Genomic DNA, 14,799 nt, shown 5'->3' on the forward strand with positions numbered 1-14,799 from the left:
AGATGCGGTAAAGTCATTACCTATCTGTTATGGCGATGGGTTGATCATGAACACGCAATGGAATCTGGAGCAGCTACGGCTGTTTGTCAGCGTAGCGGAGCAGCGATCGTTTTCCGCCGTCGCACGGGATCAGCGCAAGGCGCAGTCGGCGGTCAGCAGCTCGATTGCGTTGCTGGAGGAAGACTTGGGTGTGAGCCTGTTCGACCGCAGTAGCGGCCGTCAGCCAAAACTCACCGAAGCCGGCAGTGCCTTGCTGGAGGAGGCGCGGGAAGTGCTGCGCCAGTGCGAGCGACTCAACGGTCGGGCGCTGGCGATGATGCGCGGGCAGGAGGCTCGTCTGCGGGTGGCTCAGGATGAGGCGATGCCCTACCAGCCGATCATCGAAAGCTTCGAAGCACTGGGCGAGCAATTTCCCAGCCTTGAAGTGCAATTGACCAGCGCGGCCCAGGGTGATGTGGCGCGCAAACTGGTGGAGCGTCGGGCCGATCTGGGGTTGCTGTTTTATCACGACCAGATTCCCGAAGCGCTTGAGCGGCGCGTGCTGGGCAGCGTTGAAATGGTTACGGTCTGTGGCGTCGGGCATCCGTTGGCGGCGAACGCTGCCGTGAACTGTCAGGAACTGGCGCAGCATCGACAGCTGCTGATGTCCACGCAGTCCAGTGTCTACCCCGGCAGCGAGCCGGCCAGCCCGCAAGTCTGGCGGGCCGACAGCTTCTACGTGATGGCCGAATGGCTGGTGCGGGGCCTCGGCTGGGCCTGGCTGCCGCGACACGTGGTGCAATACCCGGCGTATCAGGATTTGATGGTCGAACTGGTCAGCGAATGGACACCGCCGGCGCTGGTGGTGGAATTGGTCTGGCGGCGCGACGAACCCCTTGGCCCGGCGGCTCGCTGGCTGGCGGAACGTTTTGCCGTGCACTTGCAGGCGATCGGCGAGAAAAGCCGATAAACTCCGCCGCCATGAATAGAACTCTCTACACCGCGCTGTTTTACCTGGGGCTGCCACTGGTAGCGATTCGGCTATGGTTGCGCTCGCGCAAGGCGCCGGCGTATGCCAAACGCATCGGCGAGCGTTTCTCCCTCGGGTTGCCAGCGATGAAGCCGGGCGGCATCTGGGTACACGCGGTGTCGGTGGGCGAAAGCATTGCCGCAGCGCCGATGATTCGCGCGTTGCTGCAACGCTATCCGGCGCTGCCGATCACCGTGACCTGCATGACCCCGACCGGCTCCGAACGCATCCAGGCGATGTTCGCCAGCGAGCCGCGCATCCAGCACTGTTATTTGCCTTACGACTTGCCGTGCGCAGCGGCGCGATTTCTGGACCGGGTCCGGCCAACACTGGCGGTGATCATGGAAACCGAACTCTGGCCCAACCATATCCATCAATGCGCCAAACGCGGGATTCCCGTCGCTCTGGCCAATGCACGACTATCCGAGCGTTCGGCCAAAGGCTATGGCCGTTTCGGCAAGCTGACCCAGCCGATGCTCGCCGAGATGAGTCTGTTCGCGGTGCAGACCGAAGCCGAAGCCCAGCGCTTCCGTGAGTTGGGCGCCCGTGCAGAAACCGTTGAAGTGACCGGCTCGATCAAGTTCGACCTGACCATTGATCCGCAATTGCTCCTGCGCGCCGCTGAGCTTCGCGGGCAATGGCAGGCTCAGGAGCGTCCGGTGTGGATCGCCGCCAGTACTCACGACGGTGAAGACGAAGTGGTGCTGGCGGCGCATCGGCAGTTGCTGGCTGGTCATCCCGATGCGTTGCTGATTCTGGTGCCGCGTCACCCGGAGCGATTCAACTCGGTGTTCGACCTGTGCAAGCAGCAGGGTTTCGCCACGGTCCGTCGTTCCACCGGCGAACCGGTGACCGCAGGGACTTCGGTGTTGCTCGGCGACACCATGGGCGAGTTGCTGTTTCTTTATGCCTTGGCTGATAGCGCGTTTGTCGGCGGCAGTCTGGTGCCGAACGGTGGCCATAACTTGCTGGAGCCCGCCGCCCTGGCGAAACCGGTGCTCAGTGGGCCACACCTGTTCAACTTCCTCGAGATCGCCGCGCAGTTGCGCAGCGCCGGCGCGTTGCAGGAGGTGGAGGATGCCGAAGGGCTGGCCTTGGCCGTGCAGCGACTGTTCGAATTGCCGCGCGATGCGCAGCGGATGGCGCAGGCGGGGTTGAAGGTGATGCGCACCAATCAGGGCGCGTTGCAGCGGTTGCTGGAGGGGTTGGGGCGGTTGATCGACAAGCCCTGAGTCTGTCACTGAAATAGTGTGGCGAGGGAGCTTGCTCCCGCTCGACTGTGAAGCAGTCGTGAAATCAGCCGTTGCGGTCTATCTGACAGACCGCGTGCTCAGGGTTTGGGGCCACTTCGCAGCCCGGCGGGAGCAAGTTCCCTCGCCACAGGTTAGCCCTGCCACAAAGCTCCTTCAGGGCCGGGCTTTGAGCTGCTCTGCCGCAGCCTTGGCCAGATCCGGTGGCAGGAAGTCCTTGTCCGGGTTGTAGTCGGCCTTGAGATAGCGCTTCAGATCCTGCAAATCCCCCGGGTTCAACGTACCGGCGGCCTGCTTCAGGCGCAGGTTGTCGAGGATGTAGTCGTAGCGGGTGTTGTTGTAATTGCGCACCGAGGTGTACAGCTGACGCTGGGCATCGAGCACATCAACGATGTTTCGCGTGCCCACCTGATAACCGATTTCGGTCGCTTCCACTGCGCTCTGGTTGGAGATGATCGACTGTTTGCGCGCCTGTACCTGTTCCACATCGGTGTTCACCGCGCGGTGCAGGTTGCGGGTGTTTTCCACCACTTGCCGACGCAGGCCTTCACGCTGTTGTTCAGTCTGGTCCAGGCGCGAGTACGACTCGCGCACCTGCGAACTGGTCAGCCCGCCGCTGTAGATCGGGATGTTCAGTTGCAGGGCCAGCGTGCGCTGCTCGACGGGGCCGCCATAAGACTGGCGGAAGGCATTCGGGTTGCTGAAACCGAAGGCGTCGTTGTCGCCTTTCTCATACTTGGCCACCGCATCCACCGTGGGCGCGTGGCCAGCCTTGCGCTGCTTGAGGGTTTCTTCGGCAGCGCTGACCGCGTAGTTGCTGGCCAGCAGATTCAGGTTCTGTTTGGCAGCGGTGTCGACCCAGGCCTTGGCGTCGTTCGGGGCCGGCGGCAGGATCGGCAAGGTGTGGACGATGCCCTGGATCGAGTTGTACTGACGGTTGGTCAGGGTGATCAACGCTTCAAATGCATCATCCACCTGGCGCTGGGCAACGATCCGGTTGGCCCGTGCCGTGTCGTAACTGGCTTGCGATTGCAGCACGTCGGTCTTGTCCGACAGGCCGACATCGAAGCGCTCGTTGGACTGGTCGAGCTGGCGCTTGAATGCCGCTTCTTCAGCCTTGGTCGAGGCCAGGGTGTCCTGGCTGCGCAGCACGTTGAAGTAGTTTTCAGCGGTTTGCAGAATCAGGTTTTGCTCGGTCGCCGAGAGTTGCAGGGCTGCCTGCTCATTGACGTCCTTGGCGGCCTGATACTGGAACCAGCGATCGGCACGAAACAACGGCTGAGCCAATGTCGCCTGATAGGAGTTGGCGCTGCGGTTGGCGATGGCCGCTGGTTGATCGATGTCGGTGCGCACGTTGGCCACCTGGGCGCCGCCGGAGATATTCGGCAGCAGGCCGGCGCGGGCCTGGGGCACGACTTCTTTCTGGGCGCCGTACTGGGCGCGGGCGGCTGCCAGGTCTGCGTTATTGTCCACCGCCTCCTGGTAGACGCTGACCAGATCGGTCTTGGTCGATAAGGGCGCTTCTGCTGCCCAGGCCATTCCATTGGAAGCACAAGACACGGCAAGGGCCAGTGAAAGTTTGCGCAGCATGCGGCCATCCCTAAAAATTACGCTGATAATTTGAGCGCCAAAGGTACGGCGCAGGCCACGTAGCGTCAATGCGCTGCATGGCCGATGCGAGTGTAGTTGCACGCTCGTTCCGCAACAATCCTGTAATTGCGCCATTCATCATGGTGTTTACAGCGGTGTTGGCGTTCTTTGCCACTTGTGTCTAGACTGGCCGGGTTCTTGTCGGGGTGCCTTGCTATGAGGCTGAGATCGAATAATTTCGGATCCCGTTGAACCTGATCAGGTTAGCGCCTGCGTAGGGAACAAGATTTCTCGTCACCCGGCGAGTCCTCTTGTGCTTCGTCCGGGATGTTGTTCGACAATCGAACACCCCTCGAGCACTGAGCACAGCACCAACAGCGATGTCATGGCTGATTGGTCGCGTCCATTCGTTACAGGTTCGCTCCGACAAAATTCCACTGCCTGGAAGCTGTCTGGAGAGCCCGTGATGACGATAAAATTAAAAAACACTACGAACCTGAGTGACTCGGCCCAAGTCGATCAACAATCGGTTCAGCCGTTTACCCGTTCGCAAAAAATCTATGTCCAGGGCTCTCGTCCGGACATCCTCGTGCCGATGCGCGAAATCAGCCTCGACGTGACCCCGACCGATTTCGGCGGCGAGATCAACGCACCGGTGGTGGTGTACGACACCTCGGGCCCGTACACCGATCCCAACGTCATCATCGATGTACGCAAAGGCCTGGCCGATGTGCGTTCGCCGTGGATCGAATCCCGTGGCGACACCGAGCGGCTGCCGGGCTTGAGTTCCAACTTCGGCCAGGAACGCCTCGCCGATGCCGAGCTGACCAAGCTGCGTTTCGCCCACGTCAACAACCCGCGCCGCGCCAAGGCCGGGGCCAACGTCAGCCAGATGCACTACGCGCGCAAAGGCATCATCACTGCCGAGATGGAATACGTCGCCATCCGCGAGAACATGAAGCTCGAAGTGGCCCGTGCCGCCGGGTTGCTGGACCAGCAACACGTCGGTCACAGCTTCGGCGCCAGCGTACCGAAAATCATCACCCCCGAATTCGTCCGTGACGAGATCGCCCGCGGTCGCGCAATCATTCCGGCCAACATCAACCACACCGAACTGGAACCGATGATCATCGGCCGTAACTTCCTGGTGAAGATCAACGGCAACATCGGCAACAGTGCCTTGGGTTCGTCCATCGAAGAAGAAGTGGCGAAACTGACTTGGGGCATTCGCTGGGGTTCGGACACGGTCATGGACCTGTCCACTGGCAAGCACATTCACGAAACCCGCGAGTGGATCATCCGCAACTCGCCGGTGCCGATCGGTACCGTGCCGATCTACCAGGCCCTGGAAAAAGTCGGCGGCGCTGCCGAAGACCTCACCTGGGAGCTGTTCCGCGACACGCTGATCGAACAGGCCGAGCAGGGCGTCGACTACTTCACCATCCACGCCGGCGTGTTGCTGCGCTACGTGCCGCTGACCGCCAAGCGCGTGACCGGCATCGTTTCCCGTGGCGGTTCGATCATGGCCAAGTGGTGCCTGGCGCACCACAAAGAGAACTTCCTCTACACTCATTTCGAAGACATCTGCGAAATCATGAAGGCCTACGACGTCAGCTTCTCGCTGGGCGACGGCCTGCGTCCGGGCTCGATTGCCGACGCCAACGACGCTGCGCAATTCGGTGAGCTGGAAACCCTCGGCGAGCTGACCAAGATCGCCTGGAAGCACGACGTGCAATGCATGATCGAAGGCCCCGGCCACGTGCCGATGCAGTTGATCAAAGAGAACATGGACAAACAGCTCGAGTGCTGCGACGAGGCGCCTTTCTATACCCTCGGTCCTCTGACCACCGACATTGCGCCGGGCTACGACCACATCACCTCGGGTATCGGTGCGGCCATGATCGGCTGGTTCGGTTGCGCCATGCTCTGCTACGTGACGCCGAAGGAGCACTTGGGCCTGCCGAACAAGGATGACGTGAAGACCGGGATCATCACCTACAAGATCGCCGCGCATGCTGCCGATCTGGCGAAGGGACATCCGGGCGCGCAGATTCGCGACAATGCCTTGAGCAAGGCGCGCTTCGAATTCCGTTGGGAAGACCAGTTCAACCTGGGCCTGGATCCGGACACCGCCCGTTCGTATCACGATGAAACCCTGCCGAAGGATTCGGCCAAGGTCGCGCATTTCTGTTCGATGTGCGGGCCAAAATTCTGCTCGATGAAAATCACCCAGGAAGTCCGTGAATACGCGGCCAACCAGCGGATCGAAACCGTCGATGCCGAAGTCGCCCAGGGATTGGCGGAACAGGCCGAGCGGTTCAAGCAGGAAGGCAGTCAGCTGTACAAGAAGGTTTGACCTGACCTGAAAAGGTGGGGCCTGTAAGGGCCCCATCGCCAGCAGGCTGGCTCCCACACTGGATTTGGGGTGTTCACAAGTCCCCTGTGGGAGCCAGCCTGCTGGCGATAGCGATCCACACAACAACAAATGTCCCTCTGAGATAACACCCCTTGAGCATTCAACCCAGCACTTATTCCCCTGACATCGCGGTGCCGACCGACAAGCGTGTCTTCGGCGGACGCGATCTGTTTTCCCTGTGGTTTTCCCTCGGCATCGGCCTGATGGTTTTGCAGACCGGCGCATTGCTCGCGCCAGGTCTTGGCCTGTCCGGTTCGCTGTTGGCGATCTTCCTCGGCACGCTGGTCGGCGTTCTGCTGCTCGCCGCTGTCGGCGTGATCGGCAGTGACACCGGCCTGTCGTCGATGGCCGCGCTCAAACTCAGCCTCGGCAAGCGTGGCGCGAGCCTGCCCGCGGTGCTGAACCTGCTGCAACTGATCGGTTGGGGCTCGTTCGAAATCATCGTGATGCGCGACGCTGCCAGCCTGCTTGGCGCCCGTGCGTTCAGCGAAGGCAGTCTGTTCACCAGTCCGCTGCTCTGGACGTTGTTCTTCGGTGCCTTGGCGACTTTGCTGGCTGTCAGCGGTCCGTTGACCTTCGTGCGGCAGATACTGCGTAAGTGGGGCATCTGGCTGTTGCTGGCGGCGTGTATCTGGCTGACCTGGAACCTGTTCGCCAAGGCCGACCTGGCCGCGTTGTGGGCGCAGGCGGGTGACGGTTCGATGCCGTTCGCGGTGGGCTTCGACATTGCTATCGCGATGCCGCTGTCGTGGCTGCCGCTGATTGCCGACTACTCGCGTTTCGGCAAGCGGGCGAAGAACGTTTTCGGCGGTACGGCGATCGGCTTCTTTATTGGTAATTTCTGGCTGATGAGCCTGGGCGTGGCCTACACCCTGGCGTTCGCGCCGAGCGGTGAAGTGAACGCCTTGCTGTTGGCCCTGGCGGGTGCGGGCCTGGGGATTCCGCTGCTGCTGATTCTGCTCGATGAGTCGGAAAATGCGTTTGCCGACATTCATTCGGCGGCCGTCTCCAGCGGGATTCTGTTGCGCTTGAAAGTCGAGCACCTGGCGTTGGCCATTGGTGTGGTCTGCACCCTGATCGCCTTGCTGGCGCCGTTGGCTCAGTACCAGAACTTCCTGTTGTTGATCGGTTCGGTGTTTGCGCCGCTGTTCGGCGTGGTGCTGGTGGATCACTTCATCTTGCGCAAACGCAGTGCTCGTGTGGCGTCAGCTGCATTGCGCTGGCCGGCGTTGCTCGCCTGGTTGGGCGGGGTGAGCACCTATCACTTGCTGGCCAATCTGTATCCGGACATCGGCGCAACCCTGCCGTCGTTGATTCTGGCAGGGCTGCTGCAGCTGGTGCTGGGCCGGGCCTTCAGTTACGGCCGGGAAACAGCTCGGGCTTGAGAATGCCGTTCAGGCGCGGGTAGGGGATCTTCAGTTCGACGTGGCCCAGCGCGTAAGGCGCGATGGTGCTCACTTCGTACTTGAGGATCACCCCGCCGTAGGTCAGCGCCACGTTCTGGGTTTTCTGGAACGGCCACTGCTTCACGAACTCCGGTTCCTGATCGAGCTTGGTGCTGATCAGCCAGCTGTTGTGCGCCACCTGCGCCGCTTTCCAGAATGCTTCTTCCTGCCCCGGCACCAACATGTCGGACAAGGTCAGCACTTTATGCTGCTGGCGCGAATAGTTGATGAAACTGCGACCCGGCGTGCCATGCGCACCGCCGGTGTCCAGGTAGCTGGAAAATTCAACGATCACCAAGCCGTCATGCTGCTCACGTACTTTCGCTTGCAGGTAACTGCTGTAGCGCGGGCCGGCAGTGCGCAAAAACTCATCGCGATAAGCCGCCAGCGTCGGTGCCGCGGGGGCGTCGGGTGAGGTGCGGGTCATTTGCAGCAGGCGTTTTTCGACGATGCCGTCAAGCTGAGGCTCGGCGGGAAAGTGCAGCGTATCAATGTTTACCAGCGGGCACTCGGGTGTGGTGCAGCCCGGTTTCAGCGTTTCGGTCGCGTCGCGGGTGGTTTCCAGCGGCGCCCGGTAGTTGGGCTGGAACAGACTCTGGCAAGCGCCCAGGGTCAGGGCGATTGCGGCCACGGAGGCGAATTTAAAAAGCGACATGGGCGTCCTTCATAAAACAGGGAAAGGCGAAAAGTTAACCGCTTCGACTCTCAACGAAGCAGTCAGTTCGCCACTAAGCTAATTAGAGTTGGTTTCGCCCTCACCGTCTATCCCGCTGACGGGAAAGGGGCTGCATCAAACGTCACGGGCGCGTTAGGATGGCGCGAAGTCGAGGCAGGAGCCTCGCTGCACATACGAGGATAGTCATGACTGATTTTGCCAACGCCATTCCGACCGCCGTCGATATCGTCCGGCGCGAAAAGTGCTACGAGGGCTTTTACAAGCTTGATCGTGTGCACTTGCGCCACGAGTTGTTCGCCGGTGGCATGAGCCGCGAAATCAATCGTGAAGTGTTTGTTCGCCACGATGCCGTCTGCGTGCTGCCTTACGACCCGCAGCGTGACGAAGTGGTGCTGATCGAGCAGTTTCGCGTCGGTGCCATGGGCAAGACCGATAACCCGTGGCTGATCGAGCTGGTCGCCGGTCTGATCGACAAGGATGAGGTGCCGGAAGAGGTTGCTCACCGCGAAGCGCAGGAGGAAGCTGGGCTTGTATTCGGGGCGCTGTGGCCGATGACCAAATATTTTCCATCGCCGGGCGGCAGCAATGAATTCGTGCATTTGTACCTGGGGCGTTGCGAGACAACCGGGGTCGGCGGCCTGCATGGGCTGGAGGAAGAAGCAGAAGATATCCGCGTTTCGGTCTGGGCGTTCGAAGACGCGCTGCAAGCCGTACGCGACGGACGTATTGCCAACGCGCCAAGCATCATTGCCTTGCAGTGGCTGGCTTTGAATCGCGTTGAAGTGAGGGGGCTATGGTCGTAAACAAGCTGCGCGATCGTTACAGGGTCGACCTCGTGGGGCTGCAAGCCTCTTGCGAGGCCAACTACGCGCGCCTGATGCGACTGTTGCCGGACATGCGCAACGAACCGGCGGCGCGGCGCATTGCCGTGACCCATGGCGAGCAGATGCTCGGCGTGCTGGCGCTGGAAGTGCTGCAGGTCTGTCCGTATACCACCACCCTGCAAGTGCGCCAGGAGCACAGCCTGCCGTGGTTGCCGGTGCCGCAACTGGAAGTGCAGGTCTATCACGACGCCTGCATGGCCGAAGTGGTCAGCGCCGAACATGCGCGACGCTTTCGCGGCATCTATCCTTACCCGAACGCCGCGATGCATCAGCCGGACGAAAAGGCCCAGCTGAACATGTTTCTCGGGGAGTGGCTGAGCCATTGCCTGGCGCTGGGGCACGAGTACGAAGTCGTTCGTTGACGTTGTTGTGAACTGCGTCAGGTTCGCGCGTTTCCTCTTTTGACCATCCCCCAGCATAATTGCGGCACTTCATCATCCCGTGATTCAGCCCTGGGAGATCGCCTTGCCGAGCGTATCCACATTGACCACCGCCGATCCGGCGTTGCTGGTGCAACTGTCCGACAGCCATCTGTTTGCCGAGCCCGACGGTACGTTGCTGGGCATGAATACGCGCGACAGCCTGCAAAAGGTCATCGAGCTGGTCAGGCTGCAACAGCCGCAGATCAATCTGATCATCGCCAGTGGCGACCTTTCCCAGGACGGGACGCTGGAATCGTACCAGCAGTTTCGCGACCTGACCCGACAGCTCGATGCACCGGCGCGCTGGATTCCTGGCAATCACGATGAACCGCAGATCATGGCCGAAGCCGCGACTCACAGCGCTTTACTGGAACCAATGGTGGATATCGGCAATTGGCGCGTCACCTTGCTTGATTCCGCGGTGCCCGGTTCGGTGCCGGGGTATCTGCAGGATGAGCAACTGCAACTGCTGGCCCGCTCGTTGAGCGAGGCGCCCGAGCGGCATCATCTGGTGTGTTTCCATCATCATCCGGTGCCGATCGGGTGTGCGTGGATGGAGCCGATCGGGTTGCGCAATCCAGAGGCGTTGTTCGCGGTGCTGGATCGGTTCCCGCAGGTGCGCGCTGTCTTGTGGGGGCATGTGCACCAGGAAATTGATCAGGATCGTAATGGCGTGCGCTTGTTCGCCTCGCCTTCTACCTGCATTCAGTTCGAGCCGGGGAGCGAGGATTTCAAGGTGGGGGAGCAGGCGCCGGGATATCGATGGTTGCGGCTGTTGCCGGATGGGCAGATTGAAACCGGCGTGGAGCGTGTAACTGGCTTTGATTTCCCGGTCGATTATGGCTCCAACGGCTACTGAATATCTGCGGTGCTGCCATCGCCAGACGGCTGGCTCCCACTCTGCGTCGTGCACAAATCCCTGTGGGAGCCAGCCTGCTGTCGATGGCGTCCGCTCAGACGATATCAATTCCACGGATATCCCCGATTCCCCCGACACCCTGTAAACTCCGCCTTCTTTACCCGACGCACAGGGAGTTCAAATGTCCGGTTCGATCCTTTATATCCACGGTTTCAACAGCGCGCCTTCGTCGAAAAAAGCCACGCAGTTGATCGAAGTGATGGAGCGTCTGGGCTTGAGCGATCACCTGCGCGTTCCAGCCTTGCATCACCATCCGCGCGAAGCCATCGGTCAGCTGGAACAGGCGATTGCCGAACTGGGGCGGCCACTGCTGGTCGGCAGCTCACTCGGCGGCTACTATGCGACTCACTTGGCCGAGCGCCATGGCCTCAAGGCTCTGTTGATCAATCCTGCCGTCAGTCCGCACCGGATGTTCGACGGGCACCTGGGGACACAGAAAAACTTGTATACCGATGAGGCCTGGGAACTGACCCACGACCACGTGAAGGCCCTGGCCGAGCTGGAAGTGCCGGCGCCCCGGGACCCGCAGCGTTATCAGGTGTGGTTGCAGACCGGTGATGAAACACTGGATTATCGCCTCGCCCAGCAGTATTACCGGGCTTGTGCCTTGCGCATCCAGGCCGGCGGCGACCATGGTTTCCAGGGTTTTGCCGAGCGATTGCCGGCAATGCTGAGTTTTGCCGGCATCGGCGCAGATTTGTATCAGGCGATTGATTTCACTGCACTTTGATCCTTGCCTCTTATTCACAGAACATTGACGACGAGACCCCATGGCCACTCCCAGCGCTAGCTCTTATAACGCAGACGCCATCGAAGTCCTCTCGGGCCTCGACCCGGTGCGCAAACGCCCCGGCATGTACACCGACACCAGTCGGCCGAATCACCTCGCCCAGGAAGTCATCGACAACAGCGTCGACGAAGCCTTGGCCGGGCACGCGACTTCGGTGCAGGTCATCCTGCACGCCGATCACTCCCTGGAAGTCAGCGATGACGGTCGTGGCATGCCGGTGGACATTCACCCGGAAGAGGGTGTTTCCGGGGTCGAGCTGATCCTCACCAAGCTTCATGCGGGTGGCAAGTTTTCCAACAAGAACTACCAGTTCTCCGGCGGCCTGCACGGGGTGGGTATTTCGGTGGTCAACGCCTTGTCGACCGAAGTCCGCGTGCGCGTAAAGCGTGACGGCAACGAATACCAGATGACATTCGCCGACGGTTACAAGAAGACCGAGCTGGAAGTGGTCGGCACCGTCGGCAAGCGCAACACCGGCACCAGCGTATTCTTCGCCCCGGACCCGAAATACTTCGACTCCCCGAAATTCTCCATCAGCCGCCTCAAGCACGTACTCAAGGCCAAGGCCGTCCTGTGCCCGGGGCTGCTGGTCAGCTTTGAAGACAAGGCCACCGGCGAGAAAGTCGAATGGCATTACGAAGACGGTCTGCGCTCCTACCTGGTCGACGCAGTCAGCGAATTCGAACGCCTGCCGGACGAACCATTCTGCGGCAGCCTGGCCGGTAACAAGGAAGCGGTCGACTGGGCGCTGCTGTGGTTGCCGGAAGGTGGCGACAGCGTGCAGGAAAGCTACGTCAACCTGATCCCGACGGCCCAGGGCGGTACCCACGTCAACGGTTTGCGCCAGGGCTTGCTCGATGCCATGCGCGAGTTCTGCGAATTTCGCAGCCTGCTGCCGCGCGGCGTGAAGCTGGCGCCGGAAGACGTCTGGGAACGCATCGCCTTCGTCCTGTCGATGAAAATGCAGGAACCGCAATTCTCCGGCCAGACCAAAGAGCGGCTGTCGTCCCGAGAAGCGGCGGCGTTTGTTTCCGGTGTGGTCAAGGACGCGTTCAGCCTGTGGCTCAATGCGAACCCGGAAACCGGCATGCTCCTGGCGGAACTGGCGATCAACAACGCCGGCCGTCGCCTGAAGGCGAGCAAGAAGGTCGAGCGCAAGCGCATCACGGCGGGACCGGCACTGCCAGGCAAGCTCGCCGACTGCGCCGGGCAGGACCCGATGCGTTCCGAGTTGTTCCTGGTGGAAGGTGACTCCGCCGGCGGTTCCGCCAAACAAGCACGGGACAAAGAGTTTCAAGCCATCCTGCCGTTGCGCGGCAAAATCCTGAACACCTGGGAAGTCGACGGCAGTGAAGTGCTGGCCAGCCAGGAAGTGCACAACATTGCCGTGGCGATCGGTGTCGATCCGGGTGCGGCGGACATGAGCCAGCTGCGTTACGGCAAAATCTGCATCCTCGCCGACGCCGACTCCGACGGTTTGCACATTGCTACGCTGTTGTGCGCGTTGTTCGTCCAGCATTTCCGTCCGTTGGTGGATGCCGGTCACGTCTACGTCGCGATGCCGCCGCTTTACCGTATCGACCTCGGCAAAGAGATTTACTACGCCCTCGACGAAGCCGAGCGCGATGGCATTCTCGACCGTCTGGTGGCCGAGAAGAAACGCGGCAAGCCTCAGGTCACCCGATTCAAAGGCCTGGGTGAAATGAACCCGCCGCAACTGCGCGAAACCACCATGGACCCGAACACCCGGCGTCTGGTGCAGCTGACCCTGGACGATTTCGAAGCGACGTCGGAAATGATGGACATGTTGCTGGCGAAGAAGCGCGCCGGTGACCGTAAATCCTGGCTCGAATCCAAAGGCAACCTGGCCGAGGTTCTTGGCTGATGCGGGTTGGCCTTGCCCTGGCATGTGCGTTACTTCTGACCTCTGTTTCGGCGTTCGCCGAACCGGCACCGGAGTTGCGCCTGTTGTCCGAACATCCCGTGGAGGGCATGCGCGGCGGCAACCTGTCGGGGCTGGCGCAGTGCGGCAAGGATTTGTGGACGATTTCCGATCGCGACGACGATCAGATCTACCGACTCGAGACCGGCGATACGGTCTGGCAGGCGGAAACCGTGCGCATCGGTGTGCCGCCTGTGCCGGACAGCGGTTTGCCCTGGGGTTTGCGTTCGCGGACGTGGGCGGCGTCGTTCGTGCGGGGCGGGGATCTGGATTTCGAAGGCATCACCTGCGACAACGCCGGCAATCGCTACATCGTCAGCGAGTCCCACGCAGCGGTACTGCAAGTGCCGCCCGTTGGGCCGACGTCCTGGCTGAAGATCTCGCCGATGCTGGTTCGCGAAGCCCGGGCCAGTGGCATGTTGTTGCACTTCAACGCATTGTTCGAAGGTCTGGCGATCAACCCGGCCGGCGATCAATTGTGGTTGGCCGCCGAACGTGAGCGCCGTGGCCTGTTGTTGATCAAGCGTCAGCAAACGGTCTGGGATTGCGACGGCGGTTGTGTACTGCTGAGCGAAGCCGGCATGGAAATGCAGCCGGCGAAATTTCCCAAGGCCAGGGCAGTGTCACGGGATTTTGCCGACCTGTCGTTGTTCAACGGCAAGCTGTTTACCCTTGAGCGCAATGCGTTCGAAATTTGCCGCCGTGACGCGGTGACCGCCAAGGTCGAGCGTTGCTGGTCGTTTGCCGACGAAGCCTTGCAGGATAACCGTCGTTATCCACAGGGCTATGGCCTGACGGAAGCACTGATCGTCGACGCCGATGGCGCCTGGGTCGGCATCGACAACAACGATGGTGCCCGTGCTGATGGCGAGTACCGCCCGATTGTCTGGCGCTTCGCCGCGCCTGAAGGTGGCTGGAGTGCCAAGCCGTGACGCCGCAAACGCCCGGGAAACGCGCGGGTCGGGTGTTCATGGTGCTGGCCTGGTGCGCAGCGCTGTTTCTGGCGACGCGGTTTTTCGGCCAATGGGAGGAGCGTCAGCAAAATCCCAATGTCGTCGTCAGCTCGGAACAGGGCGAAGGTTTTATCGAAGTGAAACTGGCGAGCAACACCCAGGGGCACTTCGTCGCCAGCGGCCAGATCAACGGCCAGCCGGTGGATTTCATGCTGGATACCGGGGCAACCGATGTGGCGATCCCGGCAGAAATGGCCGAACGGCTGAAACTTGAAAAAGGCTTCGGGGTGACCCTGAGCACCGCCAACGGTCGTACCGAGGGTTATCGAACCCGTGTCGACCGGCTGCAACTGGGCGACATCGTGCTGCGTGATGTGCGCGCCATCGTCGTGCCAGGCCTTGATGGCAAGCAAGTGCTGCTCGGTATGAGTGCACTGAACAAACTTGAATTTACCCAGCGCGGTGGCACCATGCTGCTGCGCCAGACAACGAACCGATGAGGC

Annotated in this window: 13 protein-coding genes and 1 riboswitch; of the genes, 11 read left to right on the forward strand and 2 right to left on the reverse strand. The window is 61.1% G+C overall.

What is annotated here, in order from left to right; all coding sequences use genetic code 11:
• The first annotated feature begins 46 nt into the window (after positions 1–46).
• Together ACM6I5_RS26835 and waaA are read left to right on the forward strand one after the other, a co-directional pair.
• Entirely contained in the window at positions 47–949 is a 903-nt protein-coding gene (locus ACM6I5_RS26835; protein WP_414885015.1) for a LysR family transcriptional regulator, read from the forward strand.
• An 11-nt stretch (positions 950–960) separates the two neighbouring features.
• On the forward strand, positions 961–2,241 hold the full coding sequence (waaA, locus tag ACM6I5_RS26840; protein ID WP_017336223.1) for a lipid IV(A) 3-deoxy-D-manno-octulosonic acid transferase: 1,281 nt from the start codon (positions 961–963) through the stop codon (positions 2,239–2,241).
• Positions 2,242–2,415: 174 nt separating this feature from the next.
• Here the strand turns inward: waaA and ACM6I5_RS26845 are convergent, their stop codons facing one another.
• Entirely contained in the window at positions 2,416–3,849 is a 1,434-nt protein-coding gene (locus ACM6I5_RS26845; RefSeq protein ID WP_414885016.1) for a TolC family outer membrane protein, read from the reverse strand.
• A gap of 192 nt (positions 3,850–4,041) precedes the next feature.
• Positions 4,042–4,147: riboswitch (TPP riboswitch) on the forward strand.
• Positions 4,148–4,315: 168 nt separating this feature from the next.
• Between ACM6I5_RS26845 and thiC the strand changes: the two genes are divergently transcribed.
• Both thiC and cytX read left to right on the forward strand, forming a co-directional pair.
• Complete coding sequence (thiC, locus tag ACM6I5_RS26850) at positions 4,316–6,205, forward strand: phosphomethylpyrimidine synthase ThiC (protein WP_414885017.1); 1,890 nt, start codon at positions 4,316–4,318, stop codon at positions 6,203–6,205.
• Between the two features lie 152 nt (positions 6,206–6,357).
• On the forward strand, positions 6,358–7,650 hold the full coding sequence (cytX, locus tag ACM6I5_RS26855) for a putative hydroxymethylpyrimidine transporter CytX (RefSeq protein WP_017336226.1): 1,293 nt from the start codon (positions 6,358–6,360) through the stop codon (positions 7,648–7,650).
• Here the strand turns inward: cytX and ACM6I5_RS26860 are convergent.
• Positions 7,619–8,365 carry an RsiV family protein gene (locus tag ACM6I5_RS26860; RefSeq protein ID WP_414885018.1) on the reverse strand — a complete coding sequence of 249 codons (747 nt, stop codon included), beginning with the start codon at positions 8,363–8,365 and terminating at the stop codon, positions 7,619–7,621. The two genes, cytX and ACM6I5_RS26860, sit on opposite strands and share 32 nt — an antisense overlap.
• A gap of 206 nt (positions 8,366–8,571) precedes the next feature.
• On the opposite strand from ACM6I5_RS26860, the gene ACM6I5_RS26865 reads away from it, so the two are divergent.
• The 7 genes from ACM6I5_RS26865 (at position 8,572) to ACM6I5_RS26895 (ending at position 14,796) form a co-directional block, all read left to right on the forward strand.
• Complete coding sequence (locus tag ACM6I5_RS26865; RefSeq protein WP_017336228.1) at positions 8,572–9,189, forward strand: NUDIX domain-containing protein; 618 nt, start codon at positions 8,572–8,574, stop codon at positions 9,187–9,189.
• A complete protein-coding gene (locus ACM6I5_RS26870; RefSeq protein WP_017336229.1) occupies positions 9,180–9,632 on the forward strand; it encodes a DUF1249 domain-containing protein in 453 nt (150 codons plus the stop codon). The genes ACM6I5_RS26865 and ACM6I5_RS26870 overlap by 10 nt, the downstream gene beginning before the upstream one ends.
• A 103-nt stretch (positions 9,633–9,735) precedes the next feature.
• Complete coding sequence (cpdA, locus tag ACM6I5_RS26875) at positions 9,736–10,551, forward strand: 3',5'-cyclic-AMP phosphodiesterase (RefSeq protein ID WP_414885019.1); 816 nt, start codon at positions 9,736–9,738, stop codon at positions 10,549–10,551.
• A gap of 181 nt (positions 10,552–10,732) precedes the next feature.
• Positions 10,733–11,341 (forward strand): YqiA/YcfP family alpha/beta fold hydrolase, encoded by a 609-nt coding sequence (locus tag ACM6I5_RS26880; RefSeq protein ID WP_414885020.1) that lies wholly within the window; start codon positions 10,733–10,735, stop codon positions 11,339–11,341.
• 40 nt (positions 11,342–11,381) lie between these two features.
• On the forward strand, positions 11,382–13,286 hold the full coding sequence (gene parE, locus ACM6I5_RS26885) for a DNA topoisomerase IV subunit B (RefSeq protein WP_017336232.1): 1,905 nt from the start codon (positions 11,382–11,384) through the stop codon (positions 13,284–13,286).
• Positions 13,286–14,275, forward strand: coding sequence for an esterase-like activity of phytase family protein (locus ACM6I5_RS26890; RefSeq protein ID WP_017336233.1), 990 nt, complete (start codon positions 13,286–13,288; stop codon positions 14,273–14,275). Before parE ends, ACM6I5_RS26890 begins: the two co-directional genes overlap by 1 nt.
• Positions 14,272–14,796, forward strand: a complete 525-nt coding sequence (locus tag ACM6I5_RS26895) for a TIGR02281 family clan AA aspartic protease (protein ID WP_017336234.1) — start codon at positions 14,272–14,274, stop codon at positions 14,794–14,796. Before ACM6I5_RS26890 ends, ACM6I5_RS26895 begins: the two co-directional genes overlap by 4 nt.
• Positions 14,797–14,799 lie beyond the last annotated feature (3 nt).

It is taken from the genome of Pseudomonas sp. IT-P171, from assembly GCF_949767765.1.
Taxonomy (GTDB): Bacteria; Pseudomonadota; Gammaproteobacteria; order Pseudomonadales; family Pseudomonadaceae; genus Aquipseudomonas; species Aquipseudomonas fluorescens_B.